This is a genomic window from Gilliamella sp. B3801 (assembly GCF_026536645.1).
In the GTDB taxonomy this organism is placed as follows: Bacteria; Pseudomonadota; Gammaproteobacteria; order Enterobacterales; family Orbaceae; genus Gilliamella; species Gilliamella apicola_I.
The window spans coordinates 166,759-184,887 of the sequence record NZ_JAFNNR010000003.1 but is presented as its reverse complement, the minus strand read 5'-3'; the positions used below and the strand labels follow the sequence as shown (position 1 = coordinate 184,887).

General features: G+C 35.8%; 11 protein-coding genes. 4 read left to right on the top strand and 7 right to left on the bottom strand.

Annotated features, from left to right (window positions below):
• The first annotated feature begins 14 nt into the window (after positions 1-14).
• From J3U14_RS03635 to J3U14_RS03625, 3 genes are read left to right on the top strand one after another with little or no spacing between them, the layout of a single operon-like run.
• Positions 15-1,190 carry a beta-ketoacyl-ACP synthase III gene (locus J3U14_RS03635; RefSeq protein WP_267350612.1) on the top strand — a complete coding sequence of 392 codons (1,176 nt, stop codon included), beginning with the start codon at positions 15-17 and terminating at the stop codon, positions 1,188-1,190.
• 5 nt (positions 1,191-1,195) lie between these two features.
• Entirely contained in the window at positions 1,196-1,627 is a 432-nt protein-coding gene (locus J3U14_RS03630) for a hypothetical protein (protein ID WP_267350614.1), read from the top strand.
• A gap of 41 nt (positions 1,628-1,668) precedes the next feature.
• Positions 1,669-2,694, top strand: a complete 1,026-nt coding sequence (locus J3U14_RS03625) for a BtrH N-terminal domain-containing protein (protein ID WP_267350616.1) — start codon at positions 1,669-1,671, stop codon at positions 2,692-2,694.
• A gap of 125 nt (positions 2,695-2,819) precedes the next feature.
• On the opposite strand, the gene J3U14_RS03620 is transcribed toward J3U14_RS03625, so the two are convergent.
• Positions 2,820-4,532 (bottom strand): carbohydrate porin, encoded by a 1,713-nt coding sequence (locus tag J3U14_RS03620; RefSeq protein ID WP_267350617.1) that lies wholly within the window; start codon positions 4,530-4,532, stop codon positions 2,820-2,822.
• A 428-nt stretch (positions 4,533-4,960) separates the two neighbouring features.
• Between J3U14_RS03620 and J3U14_RS03615 the strand changes: the two genes are divergently transcribed.
• A complete protein-coding gene (locus J3U14_RS03615; protein WP_267350619.1) occupies positions 4,961-8,050 on the top strand; it encodes a beta-galactosidase in 3,090 nt (1,029 codons plus the stop codon).
• A gap of 135 nt (positions 8,051-8,185) precedes the next feature.
• On the opposite strand, the gene recB is transcribed toward J3U14_RS03615, so the two are convergent.
• The 6 genes from recB to pnp all read right to left on the bottom strand — a co-directional run bounded on the left by recB (position 8,186) and on the right by pnp (position 17,974).
• Complete coding sequence (recB, locus tag J3U14_RS03610) at positions 8,186-11,647, bottom strand: exodeoxyribonuclease V subunit beta (protein ID WP_267350621.1); 3,462 nt, start codon at positions 11,645-11,647, stop codon at positions 8,186-8,188.
• A complete protein-coding gene (sixA, locus tag J3U14_RS03605) occupies positions 11,626-12,081 on the bottom strand; it encodes a phosphohistidine phosphatase SixA (protein ID WP_267350623.1) in 456 nt (151 codons plus the stop codon). Before sixA ends, recB begins: the two co-directional genes overlap by 22 nt.
• 10 nt (positions 12,082-12,091) lie before the next feature.
• Positions 12,092-12,388: a YfcZ/YiiS family protein gene (locus J3U14_RS03600; RefSeq protein ID WP_267350625.1), complete on the bottom strand. Its 297-nt coding sequence runs from the start codon at positions 12,386-12,388 to the stop codon at positions 12,092-12,094.
• Between the two features lie 451 nt (positions 12,389-12,839).
• On the bottom strand, positions 12,840-14,606 hold the full coding sequence (locus tag J3U14_RS03595) for a DEAD/DEAH family ATP-dependent RNA helicase (protein WP_267350627.1): 1,767 nt from the start codon (positions 14,604-14,606) through the stop codon (positions 12,840-12,842).
• A 376-nt stretch (positions 14,607-14,982) separates the two neighbouring features.
• Positions 14,983-15,834, bottom strand: coding sequence for a lipoprotein NlpI (nlpI, locus tag J3U14_RS03590; protein ID WP_267350629.1), 852 nt, complete (start codon positions 15,832-15,834; stop codon positions 14,983-14,985).
• Positions 15,835-15,859: 25 nt separating this feature from the next.
• Positions 15,860-17,974, bottom strand: a complete 2,115-nt coding sequence (pnp, locus tag J3U14_RS03585) for a polyribonucleotide nucleotidyltransferase (RefSeq protein ID WP_411597146.1) — start codon at positions 17,972-17,974, stop codon at positions 15,860-15,862.
• Between the last annotated feature and the right edge of the window lie 155 nt (positions 17,975-18,129).

The following is an 18,129-nucleotide window of genomic DNA, read 5'->3' as shown; positions in this document are numbered from 1 at the left end:
ATAAGAGTAAGACAATGAAAACACATAATGTTTATATTAATAAAATTGCCGCATTTTTACCGAATAATCCTGTTGATAATTCATCAATGGAAAATGTCCTTGGACAAGTTGGTCACAAACCGTCCAGAGCAAGAGCAATTATTTTAAAAAGTAATGGGATAAAAACGCGATACTATGCGATTGACCCGCATACTCGTCAGGCAACACATAGCAATGCCAATTTAGCAGCACAAGCCATAAAGTTATTGTTCAAAGATAACCATCAATTTGGTATAAATGAAATGACTTTTTTAGCCTGTGGTACTTCTTATCCCGATCAGATTATGCCTGGTCATGGAGTCATGGTTCATGGCGAACTCAATGAAACTCATCCTTGCGAAGTTCACAGCAGCTCAGGTGTTTGTGTTGCAGGTATGTCAGCACTGAAACACACGTTTAATGCTGTAAAAGTTGGTGATCATTGTACCGCCGTTAGTTGTGCATCTGAAACTGCATCTGCTGTAATGAGAAGTGAGAACTTTGAAGCAGAAATAGAACAAAAAGTGAAAGCGTTGTCTACACAACCTGAACTGGCCTTTGAAAAAGATTTTTTACGTTGGATGCTATCTGATGGAGCTGGGGCTATGCTATTGAGTAGTAAGCCAAATAGTCATCATTTATCATTAAAAATTCACTGGATTGATATTTTATCCTACGCAAATGAGATGCCAGCATGCATGTATGCTGGCGGTGACTACTATCAGGATCAGTTCATAGGTTGGAAGCAATTTACTCAACTTGACCAACAAAATCAAAGTTTGTTAAGTGTTAAACAGAATGTAAAAATGCTAAATGATAATATTGTTAAGTATACCGTTGAAAAGATGCTTGCTAACTCAATTAAAAAACATGATTTGAAAAAAAATGATATCGATTATTTTTTACCTCATTACTCTTCTCATTATTTTCGTGAAAAACTCTATCAAGGATTGATAAATATTGATTTTGAAATTCCTTATGAAAAATGGTTTACCAATCTTACTTCAAAAGGTAACACAGGTTCAGCTTCTATCTATATTATACTTGAGGAATTTTTGCGGACGCATTCACTCAAGCATGGGCAAAAAATATTATGCTATATCCCAGAAAGTGGGCGATTCTCATCTTGTTTTATGTTACTTGAAGTCATTGATGCTAACCAAGAGAATTAGAATTTATGGATATTAACCAAATTCCACAAGATAAAAGTAAAACTTATGGCGGTCATGCCAAAGTGGTTTATGCTGTTAAAAATGGAAGTTATACAAAAGCAACTACTAGCGGTTGGGAAGATGAAGAGTTTGTAACATTACAAGCTGTAGATGCATTAGCAGAACAAACTCAGTTGGCTTTTCATGCAGTGAAGAATGAACAACGCTCATCACTCTTTTACTATATGTTTTTATATCGTCATGATATCACTAGCCTTGCTCAAACAAGTGGTTTTTTTCGTTGGCAAATCAAACGGCACTTCAAACCTCAGGTTTTCAAAAAATTATCAGATAAAAAATTAAATCGTTATGCACAAGTCTTTAATTTATCCATTGAACAGCTAAAACAGCTTCCGACTGAAGACAATCGAACGCAAAACAATTATCCATTTAAATAAACTTATTAGATTTTGTATAATCATAATAATCAGGCAACATAATGACAATTCATCATTTTCAACATCAGCACACCGCACACTGTGAAAGCGGTGTTATGTCGACGCTACTCAAGCACCACGGTTTTGATTACAGTGAACCCATGCTCTTTGGTTTATCTTCTGCACTTACATTTGCCTATTTACCGATTATAAAACTTTCGGGTATGCCACTCATCGCTTATCGTATGCCTCCAAAAACAATTATTCGTAATTCTTGCAAACGATTAGGCATTAAACTGAACATGCAAAAATTTGTCTCCGCAACACAAGGCATGCAAAAATTGGATCAAGCATTAGACAACAATCAATTAGTTGGACTACAAACTTCTGTTTTTTGGTTACCTTACATTCCCGATGCTTTGCGCTTTCATTTCAATGCGCATAATATTCTTGTCTATGGGAAAGAAGCAGAACAATATTTGATTAGTGATCCGGTTATGGAATTACCAGTTCAATGCTCAGCATCAGACTTGGAACGGGCTCGTTTTGCTAAAGGTGCATTGGCAGGAAAAGGATTAATGTATACATTAGAAGATACCCAAAAACAGGATCACCATGTAAATCTATCTCAAGTGATTCGCAGTGCAATCCTTAAAAATGCGCGCCAAATGCAAGCCCCTTTACCTTTTATTGGTATTAAAGGTATTCATCTTTTAGCTAATCGAATCCAAAAACTAAAAAATTCGATGAAAAGTGATCAATATAAAAAACTTTATCTAGGTCATATTGTTAGAATGCAGGAGGAAATCGGAACAGGTGGAGCTGGTTTTCGTTATATGTATGCTTCATTTCTTCAAGAGGCAGCAGATCATTTCTCATCAAATCACAAACCATTATTGATTGAGGCTGCCGATAATATGACTAATATTGGCGATGCGTGGCGTAAATTTGCTAGCCGTACGGTAAAATTATGCCGAAATTTGAACGAAACTGGATTTAATGAGGTATCTGAGTTATTACACCAAGTTGCCGATAGTGAAAAAAAATGTTGGCGATCACTCAGTCAAAGTATCAAAAAAATAGCTTGAGCAGCTAATAATGATAGGTTATTTTGATGCTCAGAAACAAATGATAAGGGCTTTTAAAAAAATTTAAACGTCGAAAAAATAGAGACCTATTTTCACGAATTTAGGTCTCTATTTCATTAATTAAATTAAAACCACACTTCAGTTTGCACCCCAAAACTAATTTGATGTTTTTTACCATTAAATTCAAATTTACTAATATCATTATTTAATGACTCAATATACGATAGATAGAAACGAATATCGGGACGAGAGGATAAAATACTTTCACCTACTTTAAATGAATGATACAGGGTTGTTTTGTAGCCTTCTTCTTTATAAGTTCGACCATTAACTTTATTTTTTTGTTTAAAGTAACCAATTTCAATACCACTTTGATTGTATTGATCCCAAATATAAGCAGGTCTTACTGCTGATTTAAAACTGGTAAAATCTGTGTGAGGTAAGTTTAAATCATAAGAATAAACATCTTTACCTGTTGTTAAAGCTAATGCATGCGCCACAATAATATTATCAGAAAAATACGCTTCACCTTCAGAAACTAATCGATAAGCCTTACCTCCTGTGTGTTTACCTATATAATCATTATCAGCATTAGCGGCAAATTCTGGATTATTGGTATTGATATTGCCCAAATGTGAAGCGACTGAATTGGTTGCAGTCTGTAGCGTTAGCTGATTAAAACCACCAAAAAAGTTATTTTGACGTAGAACAACACTACCTAACCAAGCATTTTTAACAGTGACATCATCTTGCAGTTTCGATTTGTTCGGCGCTGAGTATCGGGCATTAACAGCAAACAATGCATCTTGCCATAATGGGATATCTCGGTAACGCAATTCAATTTCATTGATATCAACTTCTTCACGCCTTACTTTAGCTATATCTGTTCCCGCTGTTTTTTTATTGACCTTAACATTCACATCAGCACGTAACAATGCTAAATCTAGCTTTCCTACGCCAATTTCCAAATTTTCAATACCGACACCCCCACCAGCTGGCGATTTTTGGGTTTTCCAATCAAGCATTTGAATTTCATTATACGGTAAAGAGTGCTTACCTACCCACAAAGTCGCTTCAGGAAAAAGAGGAACAAATCCTTTGGTGGCTAAGTAGATATCAGAAAATTGCATGATATTGTCGTCTTGCGTATTAAACAATCCAGCCGCTTTATCGGTTGCCACATTACCATCAATCATAACAATTGCATCCACTCGACGACCATCTTGATCATACACTTTTTGTCTGAAGACAAGATCGTACCACCCCCCATATTCGTTCCCAAATCGTCCTAGAGCGCCTTCGGCATAATTTTTGGGTTTACCATTCATCGAAGTTGACCAACCACCACGAAAATACCCATTAAAGGAAAATCCAATTTCTTCTTTAATATAATCTTTGAATTCTGTTAACGTAAACGATTTTTTAGTGGCAATATTACTATTCTGTTCTTCATTAGTTTGGCTATCAGTGACTAACACAATCGCATTATTGTTAGTAGGATGCTTAATACTAAAAGGTTGTAGATTAACTGATTTTTGTTGTTTGAGTGCGGCGGTTTGTATTTTTATCTCTTTTTGTTGATTGCTTATCACTAACTGTTGCTTTTCTAAATTAAGACTTAACTGAGCAATTTGCTTATTCGATTCAATCAGCTGTTTTTTCAAATCAATAGATTCATTACTCAGCGCAATTAATTTTTGCTCTAATAAATTAATTCTTGCCTCTAACTCATCTTGAGTAGCAGCTATCGCATTAGGCAAATAAAATAAACCGAGCATGGTAATTAAAACAATTCGCTTAGGCTTTACTTTTATTAATGATTTTGTTAGATATTTCATTTTTCTCTACTCATAATTTAATTGTTTATTCATTAGTCTTATAAATTTAAGACAAAAAAAAACCTAAAGAATAGGTAACAACAACTATTCTTTAGGTTTTGCCCGCTTAATATCGGTAGCAATCCAAAAGCTAATAATTAGCGTTTTCAATATAACAAATAAAAAAATGGTTTCAAAAATAAAATCCTGATGTTGTGACTTAAGTCACAGTAATTAAAAGTTATTTAAAGATAAAAAATGTAACCGTAAACAAAAAAAAATAAACAGAATTAAGAAACTTACAATTTTATACATGATTCCGATTAGACAAATGTTATATTGTTCACTGTTGTATGTCCTAATTTAGTTATAATAATTCGCATTCAAAAATTGGTTAGATTAACGTAAATCATTTAGTACTAAATTGTTAAGATTAAAATGGTGAAAAAATGAATCTCTCTTTAGATACAATCATAAGTAGAAATGATTGGAATAATTTATCAGTTCTTAGTATTAATAGGCTTCCGACACATTCTAAATTCCACAGTTGGCGTGATAAATTACAAGCTAAAAATAATATTGATTCAGAATCAATATTATCTTTAAATGGGGATTGGTTTTTTAGCTATTTTGATAACCCCAAACACGTTCCGGAATCATGGTTAGAAAGAGAGATAGACACCAATACCATTCCCGTTCCATCTAATTGGCAATTACACGGTTACGATGCACCAATTTACACCAATATACGTTATCCATTTCCTTATAATCCCCCTTTTGTTCCTAACGATAATCCAACAGGTTGTTATTCTCGTTATATCAATATTACGCAAGCATGGTTAGATAAAGGGGAAACTAGAATCATTTTTGACGGTGTTAGTTCTGCTTTTCATCTTTGGTGTAATGGTCAATGGGTGGGTTATTCACAAGACAGTCGAATCGCTGCGGAATTTGACTTAACCCCTTACTTAAAAGTTGGGCAAAACAGAATAGCAGTCTTAGTTTTAAAATGGTGTGATGGAAGTTATCTTGAAGATCAAGATATGTGGCGATTAAGCGGTATTTTTCGAAATGTTTCGCTACTTAATAAACCTAAATCACACCTAAAAAATATCCAAATTAAGACAGAACTTGATGCCTGTTATCGGAATGCTACGTTATCGATACAAGTTGACGTAAAACACAATGACAATATGGATCAATTAAATATTGGCATTGAATTATGGAAAAATAGCGATTTGATTTCCGGACAATTTCAACTGATTGGTACCGAACCCATTGATGAAAAAGGGGGCTATCATGATCGCCTGTTTTGTCATATTCCAGTTATTTCACCTGAATTATGGAGTGCTGAAACACCTAATCTTTATCGTGTCGTAATCAGTTTATATCATAAAAAATCCGGGCTTATTGAATCCGAAGCTTATAATATTGGTTTCCGAGTGGTTGAGATCAAACATGGTCAGCTTTGTATTAATGGTCAACCTTTACTTATCAAAGGAACCAATCGCCATGAGTTTTATCCGGATCAAGGCTATGCTATCACTGAAGAAGCCATGCTTCATGATATAAAACTGATTAAACAACACAACTTCAATGCAGTACGTTGCAGTCATTATCCCAATGATCCTCGTTGGTACGAACTTTGTGATCAGTATGGACTTTATTTAGTCGATGAGGCGAATATAGAATCTCACGGCATGTTCCCTATGTCCCGTTTATCAGATGACCCCTATTGGCTCGCAGCATACAGTGAACGGGTTACACGCATGGTGCAACGAGATCGCAATCACCCATCTATTATTATCTGGTCACTTGGGAATGAATCCGGGCACGGTTCATCACATGATGCACTGTATGCTTGGATCAAAAGTAATGATCCAACTCGCCCCGTTCAATATGAAGGAGGAGGCGCAAATACGGCTGCCACCGATATTATTTGCCCTATGTACGCTCGAGTCGATCAGGATCAGCTTCATCCAAAGGTACCTAAATGGGCTATAAAAAAATGGATATCCCTGCCCGATGAAAACCGCCCACTTATTTTATGTGAATATGCACATGCTATGGGAAATAGTCTTGGTGCTTTTTATAAATATTGGCAAGCATTTAGGCAATATCCAAGATTACAAGGTGGTTTTATTTGGGAATGGGCAGACCATGGTCTTCGTTGCCAAACATCATCAGGAGAAAGTTATTGGGCTTATGGCGGTGATTTTGGCGAGGCTTACCACGATAGGCAATTTTGCTTGGACGGCTTAGTTTTTCCCGATCGAAAACCGCATCCAAGCTTAATCGAAGCCAAAAAAGTTCAGCAACCTTTTCAATTCAAACTCATTAGTCAAAAACCTTTAGTTGTCGAAATAACCAACGAATATTTGTTTCGACGTACTGATAATGAACTATTACAATGGGAGATCTTAATCGATGGTAATAAACAACGAAGTGGTCAAATTACCCTTGATATGCAACCAGATAGTACAATCAGAATAAAATTACTTGATAGCTTACCTAACTATATCAATTGTGAAGATGTTCATCTTTCTGTCATTATTATCCAAAAAGAAGAAACTCCATGGTCACCAATTGGTCATCTTGTCGCTTGGGAACAATGGCAACTTGAGAATGTCTTTATTCCGCCTCTTAAGCTTAACAAGCTTAAAACCCCCATGACATTAAAGGAAAATAAAAATAATTATTTAATTTCTCATCAAAATCAAAATTGGTTATTTGATAAAACTACTGGTTTTCTAAATCAATGGACTAAAGAGGATAAACCATTATTGGCTTCGCCGTTTTGTGATCAATTTATTCGAGCGCCAATTGATAACGATATTGGAATTAGTGGTGACTATGATAGCAATAACAATCCATTTGCTTGGGTTGAACAGTGGAAAGCAGCAGGTTATTTTGATTTAACCCATAAATGTCTTGGAATACAAGCTTCACAATCATCCAGTACTATCATTATCGAAGCGTTGCATGGTTATTTTTATGAAGGTCAAAGAGTGATTCAAAGCAAATGGATTTATCAATTTGATCAGCAAGGCTATTTAACGCTAACGGTTGATGTTGATATTGCCAACAATATGCCAGCGCCTGCGCGTATTGGTTTAACATATCAACTTAACGAAATCCCAGAAAAAGTTAAATGGCTAGGTTTAGGGCCGCACGAAAACTATCCAGACCGTAAACACTCTGCCATTTTTTGTAAATGGTCATTACCTTTTTCTGAACTCTATACTCCTTATATTTATCCTTGTGAAAATGGTTTACGCTGTGATGTAAAGAAATTAATACTGGATGAAATGACGATCACCGGTCAGCAATTTCAATTTAACATCAACCAATATGGTACTCAACAGTTAATGGCGGTCACACATCGTCACCTTTTAGTGGCGGAACCTTGTGCTTATGTGAGTATTGATGCTTTCCATATGGGGATTGGTGGTGATGATTCATGGACGCCAAATGTCCATTCTGAATTTTTATTAACTAAAAAACATTATCGTTATCAATTAACCTTCGAGGTTAACTAAAAGTTACGATGATAAAAAAGAACAACGATAAGGCATAATAAATTTGTGCTTTATCGTAATTTGCTTAACAAGCAGTTAAAGCTATCGATTCAAATATCAAAAACTGAGATTGAGGTACAACAACTAGCAACCTATTTAACTAACACCATCAAATAGCTTATCTAACTCTTCGATAAAAGCTTGTTCAGGAAGATGGTAAAAGATACCATGGTCTGGCATACCACGTAAAAAAAGATAATAAACTCCCCCAAAATGGGTTTGATATTGATAATTAGGTATGCGGCTTTTCAAAAAACGATGTAACGCAAGACTATAAAGTTGATATTGCAACTCATAACGATGCTCACACATCACCTGTTCTAATGCTTTTTGTCCATAATCTTCAGCTGAATAACCTAACCAATTTGATTTATAATCAATAATATAATATTTCCCTTGATATTCAAAAACCAAATCGATAAATCCTTTCAGCATGCCTTGTACTGTTTCAAAATCAAGTGTTGGACATTGATAAGATAAGTTGTCATAGGTTTTACAAATGCTATCAAGTTGTTCACAACTTACTGCTTCACGAATCGGAAAATAAAATTGTAATTCATTGATACATCGCCCTGTTAATACATCTGATAACACCAAACCTTGTTGATTAAGCGTTGTGGACAACACTTGTTGTAACCATTCCAATAAAATAGCTTGCCAAGTTTGATCTAAATTGAGTTTTGTTATTGTTTCACTACACAAGGTTTCGATATTCTTCTCAGAAACATTTTCCATTATCTTATGCAGCAAAGTCCCCACATACGCCCCTTTGGGAAAATGGTGAATATCATAGGTTAATTCGGTCTGCAAAGTGGCTTGGGATTCTGGCGTCTGTTCATCCCAATCGCTGATAATTTCTGGATTGATTGTTAAAACAGCGTGATGTTTTTGCAGTTCCGTATAACTGGTTACGCGCCACTGATGACAAAGTTTCCGTTTAAATACATTAGCCGTTAAAGATTGATTTAGCTGACAATGAGCAGTGTACTTATCATTTTCAAGGGGTAATTCCACATTAATGAGATCCGCCATTGCTGCTATATTGTTTAACTCACCTTTTAACAGATAATGGATAGCTGATTGGTCTTTCTTCATAGAAGCAAGACCAATACTACAATGATAAACGGATCGTGTCATAGCAACATACAATAAACGTAAGTCTTCCGCCATGCGTTCATCTTCAATCTGTTGTTTTATTTCATCCGTTAACATCCATGCATAAGTTTGTTGAAAATCGTTATTTTTATCATGATAAAACTGTGTATCAGACACACGATATTGGCAAATAAAAGGTAACCAAACGATTGGAAACTCTAAACCTTTTGATTTATGGATGGTGATAATCTTGACTAGATTTTCATCACTTTCAAGACGCTGCTCATGATTTTCGAGATTAAAATCAGGATTAACAATCTGTTTGGTTAACCAACGTATTAACGCATGTGGACTATCTAAATCATCTGCAGCTTCTTGTAATAACTCACTTAAATGCATAAAGTTAGTTAAAATACGCTCTCCGTCTTGTCGAGCAAGAATATTTTCCGCTAGCTGACGTTTTTTCATCATTCGACGTAACATCACCAATACGCCATAATATTGCCATATAACCTGATACTGCTTAAATTCTTCTACTAAGCTTTCCCATTTATCTTGATCATCAGTGATTTGTTCAAGTTCAGACATCGTCTGTCCTAATAACGCCGTCATCATAGCCAAACGTAAAGCGGCTTCATTTTCTGGCATCAATACCGCTTGCAGAAGGCAAAGCACATCCTTAGCCTCATCTGACTCAAACACGCTATTACGATTGGATAAATAGACACTTTTAATGCCACAAACGGCTAATTTTTGCTGAATAATTTCAGCTTCTCTACCTGTTCGTACTAAAATGGCTATATCTGACGTCGTTATTGGGCGACAACCCTTGCTATCATTAATTAATATTGAAGAGTCCGATAACCATTTGACTATTTGCTTGGCACAGCAATTTGCCATCTGCTCTTGATAATCAGCTTTGGTTGTTACTTCTTCTGGCAATAAATAAGCTGTTAAAGCATTGCTTTCTTGATCATTAATTAGCAATGATTTTTGCTTATTTTTTTCAGCGCAATTCATTGGTAAAAAGGGAATATCATTAAAAACAAACGGATTTTCATGATGGGCGAATAATTGATTTACCGCATTTACCATAGCTGAGGAGGAACGGTGATTCACATCCATAGTAAAATAATTATCACCGGTTGAACGTTTCGCCTTAAGATAAGTGAAAATATCGGCGCCACGAAAACTATAAATAGCTTGTTTCGGATCACCGATAAATAATAATCCGGTATCAGATCGCTTGCTATCATAAATACGATCAAAAATTTGGTATTGAGTTGGGTCGGTGTCTTGAAATTCATCAATTAAAGCAACCCGATATTTCGTTGAAATACTTTGTGCTAATCGTTTTCCTGTTCGTGTCACTAACGCCCGATTAAGCTGCCAAAGCAAGTCATTAAAACTTATCTCAGTGCGTTTAATTTTTTCATCATAAATGCCTTTTTGGATTATGGTTACAATATCCATTAAAATATGGCTTCGCAAATCCAGTTTACACTTATAGAGTGTATCAATTTCAGTAAAAACAGAATGACTTGGAACGATTTTTCCTTCTTTTGTTTTGCTCGCCAGAACTGATTGACAAAATTTTTCAAGCTCATTAGGTAATGCAAACGTAAGCGTTGTACTATTAGCCCATTGTGAAACTTTTGAAAGCCAATTAGGCAGATATCGGCTACTATAAGATTGTTTACTGACACCCGATTGATTAATAATATCCGATAATTGATCAACATGCTTTAACCATGATTTTTTTACCGTTTCAATCATGTTAAAATTTTGCTGATAAAACTCAGCTATTGCTTCGGTAATATTGGGGTTTAATTCAGTTTTCTCATTAAAGGTATTGGATAAATAAGGGGTAATATCGGCTAATAATTCCGCCGGCTCTTTCCAACAGTCTCGAACTAAATAAGCATACGATTTTTCAAGAGGTGTAAAATAGTATCGCCAGAAATCTTGCACGACTTGTAATTGCAATTGATATTCGTCGGTGATTAATTTTTGTTCGAACAACACGCCGGACTCAAACGCATGGCTAGTTAGTATTCTTTGACAGAAACTATGAATCGTGTAAATTGCTGCATCATCCATTGATTGTTGGGCTTCAGTAAGTCGTTGAATCGCTTGTTGACGATCAACAATCAATGTCATTAATTGCTGATAAATAGGATCATCATGTTCACCGTTTAATAATGCCAGTCTTAACTCTTGTATGTTTTGTCGTATACGTGAACGTAACTCTTGAGTGGCCGCTTTGGTAAACGTCACCACTAAAATTTGGCTAACATCAAGCGGTGTAGAATAGCTATTTTCACCAATGCCAAGCAGTAACCTTAAATATATAAAGGCAAGCGAATAGGTTTTACCCGTACCTGCCGATGCTTCAATCAGTGTTCTGCCTGTTAACGGTAAATCAAAAAGATTGAGTTTTTTTATTCCGCCTGATGAAACCATTCAAGCTTACCAATAGTTGATGTTAACTCAATGCATGCAATTGATGCAGTCGGAAACATGGGCGGAGAGATATCAGGACAAAGTTCATTAACCAAATATCCAACTAAAGGAAGATGCGAAACAATAATCACTTGCTCAATACCTTGAGAAGGAAATGTCGATAACAAATTCGCAATATATTCAGGATTACCGCCAGGTACTAACAGTTTATCTGTTTCTACCGTTGAAACAGAAACTTGTGATGATAACTCTGCTAATGTTTGCTGAGCACGTAAATAAGGGCTAACTAAACCAAGATCAAATTGGAAACGTTGCTGTTTAAGCCACAGCCCGGCATGGTTTGCCTGACGAATTCCATAAGGAGTAAGGGAACGGCTTGAATCAGATGAAGCAGAATAACCTGCTTCACCATGCCGCATTATACAAACTTTCATTTATATCCAATTAGCGTAATTTTAATTGAAAAATCAAGCATTCAGCGCCACAACAAAAGGTAAATTTTGCCGTTAATTTAAAACCACCGTCAACCTTATCAACACTGCTATTAATTTCGCAAGGCTCAGTTGCCACATCTTTTGCTGCTTGAGTTAAAGATGCTAATTTAGCTTGTGCTTCTGACTCTGTCGCAAAGACATGCTCATACTCAGCCGTGCAATCCTCATTATCTATGATTGTGCCAACATCTACGCAACAACACGCCGGAGTATCATTTGCTTTACATTTATTTAAAGAATCTGTCATGCCATACCTCTGTTTTACCGATTAAATTGACAGTAGTATACTCTCAATCATATCTAAGGGCAAAATTCTCATCAGGATTTATTTAGAATAGCTTTACTTTGATAACATTCTTTGAAAGATAAAACGACATTGTTATTGACTAAATGGAATCAAGAATCCGAGTTGTAATTTGAGTTTTTTGAAATTGAGAAAATTAAAATAAATCTTGTCTATATGTCAGTAACCTTCACCAGCAAATCAACGATTCAATTTGTAGTTAACTCAATGCCCTTTTTCAGTTCTGTTAAGGTATTCTTTTGTTATGAATCCAAATCCGTTTAACCAGAAAGGCGTTCAATTTAGGTTATTGGGATTGAATTTAATTGAGATAGTTAATGTTTTGGTAATCTTAAAAAGATTTAGATCATAAAAAAAGCAAAAAAACCTCTACCAAATGGTAGAGGTTATATGATTAAAATTTAGGTGCAGATGAACGACCTCGTTTTTTTGCAAAACTTTTATCGTTCGATTCTGTTCGGTTACTTTTACGTCCCCGTTTAGCATCTGACTGAGCACCACTGACCAAGCTCATTTTCATTGGTTGATTCAGTACCCGTACTTTTTCTAAATGTTTAAGGATATCTTTTGGCATTCCTTTTGGTAACTCAACCGTTGAATGGGTTTCATAAAGTTTGATGTTACCAATATAACGGCTACTAATATCCGCTTCATTAGCAATAGCACCAACAATATGCCGAACTTCAATACCGTTCTCTTTACCAATTTCAATACGATACATATCCATGTCACCCACATCACGTCGTTCTCGGCGTTTTGGTGATTCTCGATTATCACCTCGTAGTCGACGCTCGCCACCACGATTATCTCGATCACGATTTTCACGAGATGGTTTAAATACCGGATCAGGTGGTAAAATTAATGGACGCTCACCTTGGGCAAGCTTCAATAATGCAGTTGCAATAGTTTCAAGATCCGCACCACTTTCAGTTTGGATTTGACTTAATATTGCTTGATATTGTTCTAAATCGTTACTTTCAAGCTGTTGTTGAACTTGCTGATTGAACTTAACTAAACGACGTTTTTCTAATAATTCTTTAGAAGGTAAGCCCACTTCTGGGATTGGTTTTTTAATTGTTTGTTCAATATTTTTTAGTAAACGACGTTCACGGCTATCAACAAATAAAATTGCACGACCTGCACGGCCTGCACGACCTGTTCGCCCAATACGGTGAACATAAGATTCTGAGTCTAAGGTAATATCATAGTTGATAACTAAACTAATACGTTCAACATCTAATCCGCGCGCTGCCACATCCGTTGCAATTAAAATATCTAATCGACCATTACGTAATCGATCAAGTGTTTGTTCTCTTAATTGCTGAGTCATATCTCCATTTAATGCAGCACAACTGTACCCGTGTTTTTCAAGCACTTCGGCGACATCAAGCGTTGCTGTTTTTGTTCGTACAAATATAATTGCAGCATCAAAATCTTCTGCTTCAAGAAAACGTATTATTGCCTCATTTTTACGCATTCCACGCACTAACCAATAACTTTGATCGATATCAGGCGCTGCTTGATTAGTCCCTTTTATCTGTACTTCTTTTGGATTATGCATAAATCGTTTAGTGATACGGCGAATTGGCGCAGGCATTGTTGCTGAAAATAGCGCTGTTTGATGATCTTCGGGAATGGCAGCCATAATATTTTCAACATCATCAATAAAGCCCATTCTTAGCATTTCATCGGCTTCATCAAGAACTAAACCTTTAAGATTTGAAAGATCTAATGTTTTACGATTTAAATGATCTAATAAACGTCCAGGCGTGCCAACTACAATTTGCGGTCCTTGTTTTAACGCTCGCAATTGCACATCATAACGCTGACCACCATATAGGGCTAATACATTCACCCCTTTCATATATTTTGAATATTCTGAACAGGCATCAGCAACTTGTATTGCAAGTTCACGTGTTGGTGCTAATACTAATAGTTGTGGCGCTTTTAAGCTGGCATCAATGTTCATTAAAAATGGAATGGAAAAAGCCGCTGTTTTTCCACTTCCGGTTTGCGCCATACCAAGCACATCTTTTCCATCTAATAATAGTGGAATACATTCAGCTTGAATGGGTGATGGTTTGCTAAAACCAAGATCATTTAATGCGTTAAGGATGTCCTCGGATAAACCAAGGTCAATAAAAGAAACTTCATTTGTCATGTAAACTCGCTTATAAATTTATCATATATATAAACTTTCTATTTTAATTGCTAAACAATTAAGCTTAATGAAATAAAGTAATTCATCTCAATATGGTTAAATGTTTAATTGCATTTCCTTGAAAAGAAAGCTATATATAAATTTATGCCAGCTCACTAAATTGAAAATTTACGATTCACATCAAAAATTAATTACCGATACTATAATTGATTATTGTTGTGAATGTTATATGGACAAATATCACATTTGCGCAATACTCTGATCCGATTAAGGATATAACTAATTAACGACTCATCAATAACTTGAACAAGTATTAATAGTCAATCAGAACTAAACTATAACAATATTTTCACTTTTAAAACTGGCATGACCCATGTTACTTTTCCTCAAGTAACTTCATTTCATAGAGTGCCTGTTGATGTTCAACAAAGTTATAAATATTATTAGCTAAAGCATATTTAAATAACATTTTGGCACGCTCATTATCACCTTTATTCTGATAATATTTACCCAAATAAAAGTAGGTTTCACAAAGACGCTCAGCTAATTGCCGATTATTTTCAACGCCTTCTTGAAGATTTTGCATCAATTTAGATTCATTAATTTTACCTAAATAAAATGCAACAATATGGCTACTATAAATCGATTTATCATTTAACCGATTATAACGGTCTTGTAACATATTTAATGCTGTTTTCTTATCAATCTCATTTTCAATTAGATAAAGCCATAATAATCTAATTGGCTCATTCACATCATATTGATAAAACTGAAGAGCGTCTCGGTTAGCAGATTGATAATGACCTGTACGATACAACGTGATTGCTCGATTCAGATATGCATAAGCATAAGCTGGATCGATTTCTAAAGTTGTATTAAAAGACATTAAGGCAACATCAAAGTCACCTTCTCTTAAAGCATAAGTCCCTAAAAAGTTATAAATATCTGGAATGTCAGCGCTATAACCTAATAAGGTAGAAAAATCAATTTGCGCAAATGCTTTAAAACCTAATGAATCATAAACAATTCCCCTTTCAAAAATAAGCTGCATTCGGGTTACAGTATCAATATTTTTTTGGGATAATTGTTGGCTAATCTGAGCAATTTTCAATTCATCATTATACGAAACTTGCTCAGGAACAGCCAAAAGGAGCGGTGAACTTGAACAACCTGACAATAGAATAACAGCTATAAGTAAGCAGACAATCCTCAGGTTGAAAAGTTTCATTTTAAAACCCCTAATGATTAATTTTTTATTCAGTAATTGGTGAATGTTCCGTTGTTGGTTCAATTGCATCTTTCATACTTAAACGAATTCGACCTTGACGATCAATTTCAAGGACTTTCACATTGACTTCTTGTCCTACTTTTAAGTAGTCAGCTACTTTTTCGACACGGTGATCAGCGATTTGAGAAACATGAACCAATCCTTCTTTACCACCAATAATAGAAACAAACGCACCAAAATCAACAATTCGAGTGACTTTACCAGTATAAATTTTACCAATTTCAACATCAGCAACTAAATTATTGATACGCTCCATAGCATCTTTAGCTTTGTTCGCATCTGATGCTGCAATTTTAACTGTGCCATCGTCAGAGATTTCAATGGTTGTGCCTGTTTCTTCAGTTAATGCACGAATCGTTGCGCCACCTTTACCGATAATATCACGGATTTTATCCGGATTAACGTTCATTGTATAAATACGTGGGGCAAACTCAGATATTTCTTGACGCGGTTTATTAATCGCTTGGTCCATTACCGTTAAAATATGCAATCTGGCACCTTTCGCTTGATTAAGGGCAACTTGCATGATTTCTTTGGTGATACCTTCAATTTTGATATCCATTTGTAATGCACTCACACCTTCACGAGTTCCGGCTACTTTAAAGTCCATATCGCCAAGATGATCTTCATCACCTAAAATATCTGATAATACGACAAATTTATCGCCTTCTTTAACTAATCCCATTGCAATACCTGCAACTGATGATTTGATTGGCACACCGGCAACCATTAAGGCAAGTGAAGCACCACAAACAGAAGCCATAGACGATGAACCATTTGATTCGGTAATTTCAGATACGACACGTACGGTATAAGGGAACTCTTCTTGGCTAGGCATGACCGCAGCTACACCACGTTTAGCTAAACGCCCATGACCAATTTCACGACGTTTAGGTGATCCAACCATACCTGTTTCACCGACAGAATATGGCGGAAAGTTATAATGCAATAAGAAACGTTCAGTATATTCGCCAGTTAATTCATCAATAATCTGAGCATCGCGTTCAGTCCCTAATGTTGCTGTGACTAACGCTTGAGTTTCACCACGTGTGAATAAGGCGCTACCATGTGCTCTTGGTAATAAATTGGTACGGATATCCAGTGCCCGAACCATATCTTTTTCACGACCATCGATACGCGGTTCACCAGCGATAACGCGCTGACGAACAATTTGGCTTTCCAAATCAATAATAATGTTCATCACTTCGTTTTCATCAAGTTCTTCATCTTGCGCTTTTAAAGAGGTTAGCACATCTTCTTTAATCAGATCAATTTGCGCATAACGAGCTTGTTTTTCTGTGATACGGTAAGCTTCACCTAGACGATCTTTCGCTAATTCAGAAACAGCATTATATAATGCTTCATTTTTAACTGGTGGAACCCAATCCCATTTTTCACGATTCGCTTTCGCCACAAATTCATTAATGTTATCAATGACCACTTGTTGTTGCTCATGACCTAATACGACTGCAGCTAACATTTGTTCTTCACTTAATAAATCAGCTTCCGACTCAACCATCAGTACCGCACTTTTCGTACCAGCAACCACTAAATCCAAACGGCTATTTTGTAGTTCTTTTACTGATGGGTTCAATACAAATTCATCGTTAATTAAACCAACTCGAGCAGCACCAATTGGACCATGAAAAGGCACACCTGATAAGCAAAGTGCAGCGGAAGCACCTATCATTGCAACTAAATCTGGACTAACATCCGGATTGACTGACACGACTGTTGCAATGATTTGAATTTCATTAACAAATCCTTCTGGAAATAATGGACGTAATGGACGGTCAATTAAACGTGCAATTAACGTTTCGCCTTCGCTTGGACGACCTTCACGTTTAAAAAATCCACCCGGAATACGACCGGCAGCATAAGTACGTTCTTGATAATTAACTGTTAATGGGAAAAAGTCTTGACCTTCTTTGACTTTTTTATTAGCCACCACCGTAACAAATACAGCGGTATCGTCCATATTAACCATGACAGCAGCCGATGCTTGACGTGCTAAAATACCTGTTTCTAAAGTAACAGTGTGGCGTCCATATTGAAATTTTTGATATGTTGGATTAAACAAAATAATATCCTCTTGTTAATAATGCTGTTGAAATGAAAAGCTCGACAGGCAGTAGTTTTAAGTACAACTTATTGATTTTTTTATTTCAACAATGTAGGGTCATCAACAAAAGATTATTTCACTGTCACGACTAATGACAGATCTATAAATTATAG

Bases quoted from the DNA above. Each gene is read 5' to 3' on its own strand.
- J3U14_RS03635 (WP_267350612.1), top strand. From the start codon at position 15: ATGAAAACACATAATGTTTATATTAATAAAATTGCCGCATTTTTACCG.
- J3U14_RS03630 (WP_267350614.1), top strand. From the start codon at position 1,196: ATGGATATTAACCAAATTCCACAAGATAAAAGTAAAACTTATGGCGGT.
- J3U14_RS03625 (WP_267350616.1), top strand. From the start codon at position 1,669: ATGACAATTCATCATTTTCAACATCAGCACACCGCACACTGTGAAAGC.
- J3U14_RS03620 (WP_267350617.1), bottom strand. From the start codon at position 4,532: ATGAAATATCTAACAAAATCATTAATAAAAGTAAAGCCTAAGCGAATT.
- J3U14_RS03615 (WP_267350619.1), top strand. From the start codon at position 4,961: ATGAATCTCTCTTTAGATACAATCATAAGTAGAAATGATTGGAATAAT.
- recB (WP_267350621.1), bottom strand. From the start codon at position 11,647: ATGGTTTCATCAGGCGGAATAAAAAAACTCAATCTTTTTGATTTACCG.
- sixA (WP_267350623.1), bottom strand. From the start codon at position 12,081: ATGAAAGTTTGTATAATGCGGCATGGTGAAGCAGGTTATTCTGCTTCA.
- J3U14_RS03600 (WP_267350625.1), bottom strand. From the start codon at position 12,388: ATGACAGATTCTTTAAATAAATGTAAAGCAAATGATACTCCGGCGTGT.
- J3U14_RS03595 (WP_267350627.1), bottom strand. From the start codon at position 14,606: ATGACAAATGAAGTTTCTTTTATTGACCTTGGTTTATCCGAGGACATC.
- nlpI (WP_267350629.1), bottom strand. From the start codon at position 15,834: ATGAAACTTTTCAACCTGAGGATTGTCTGCTTACTTATAGCTGTTATT.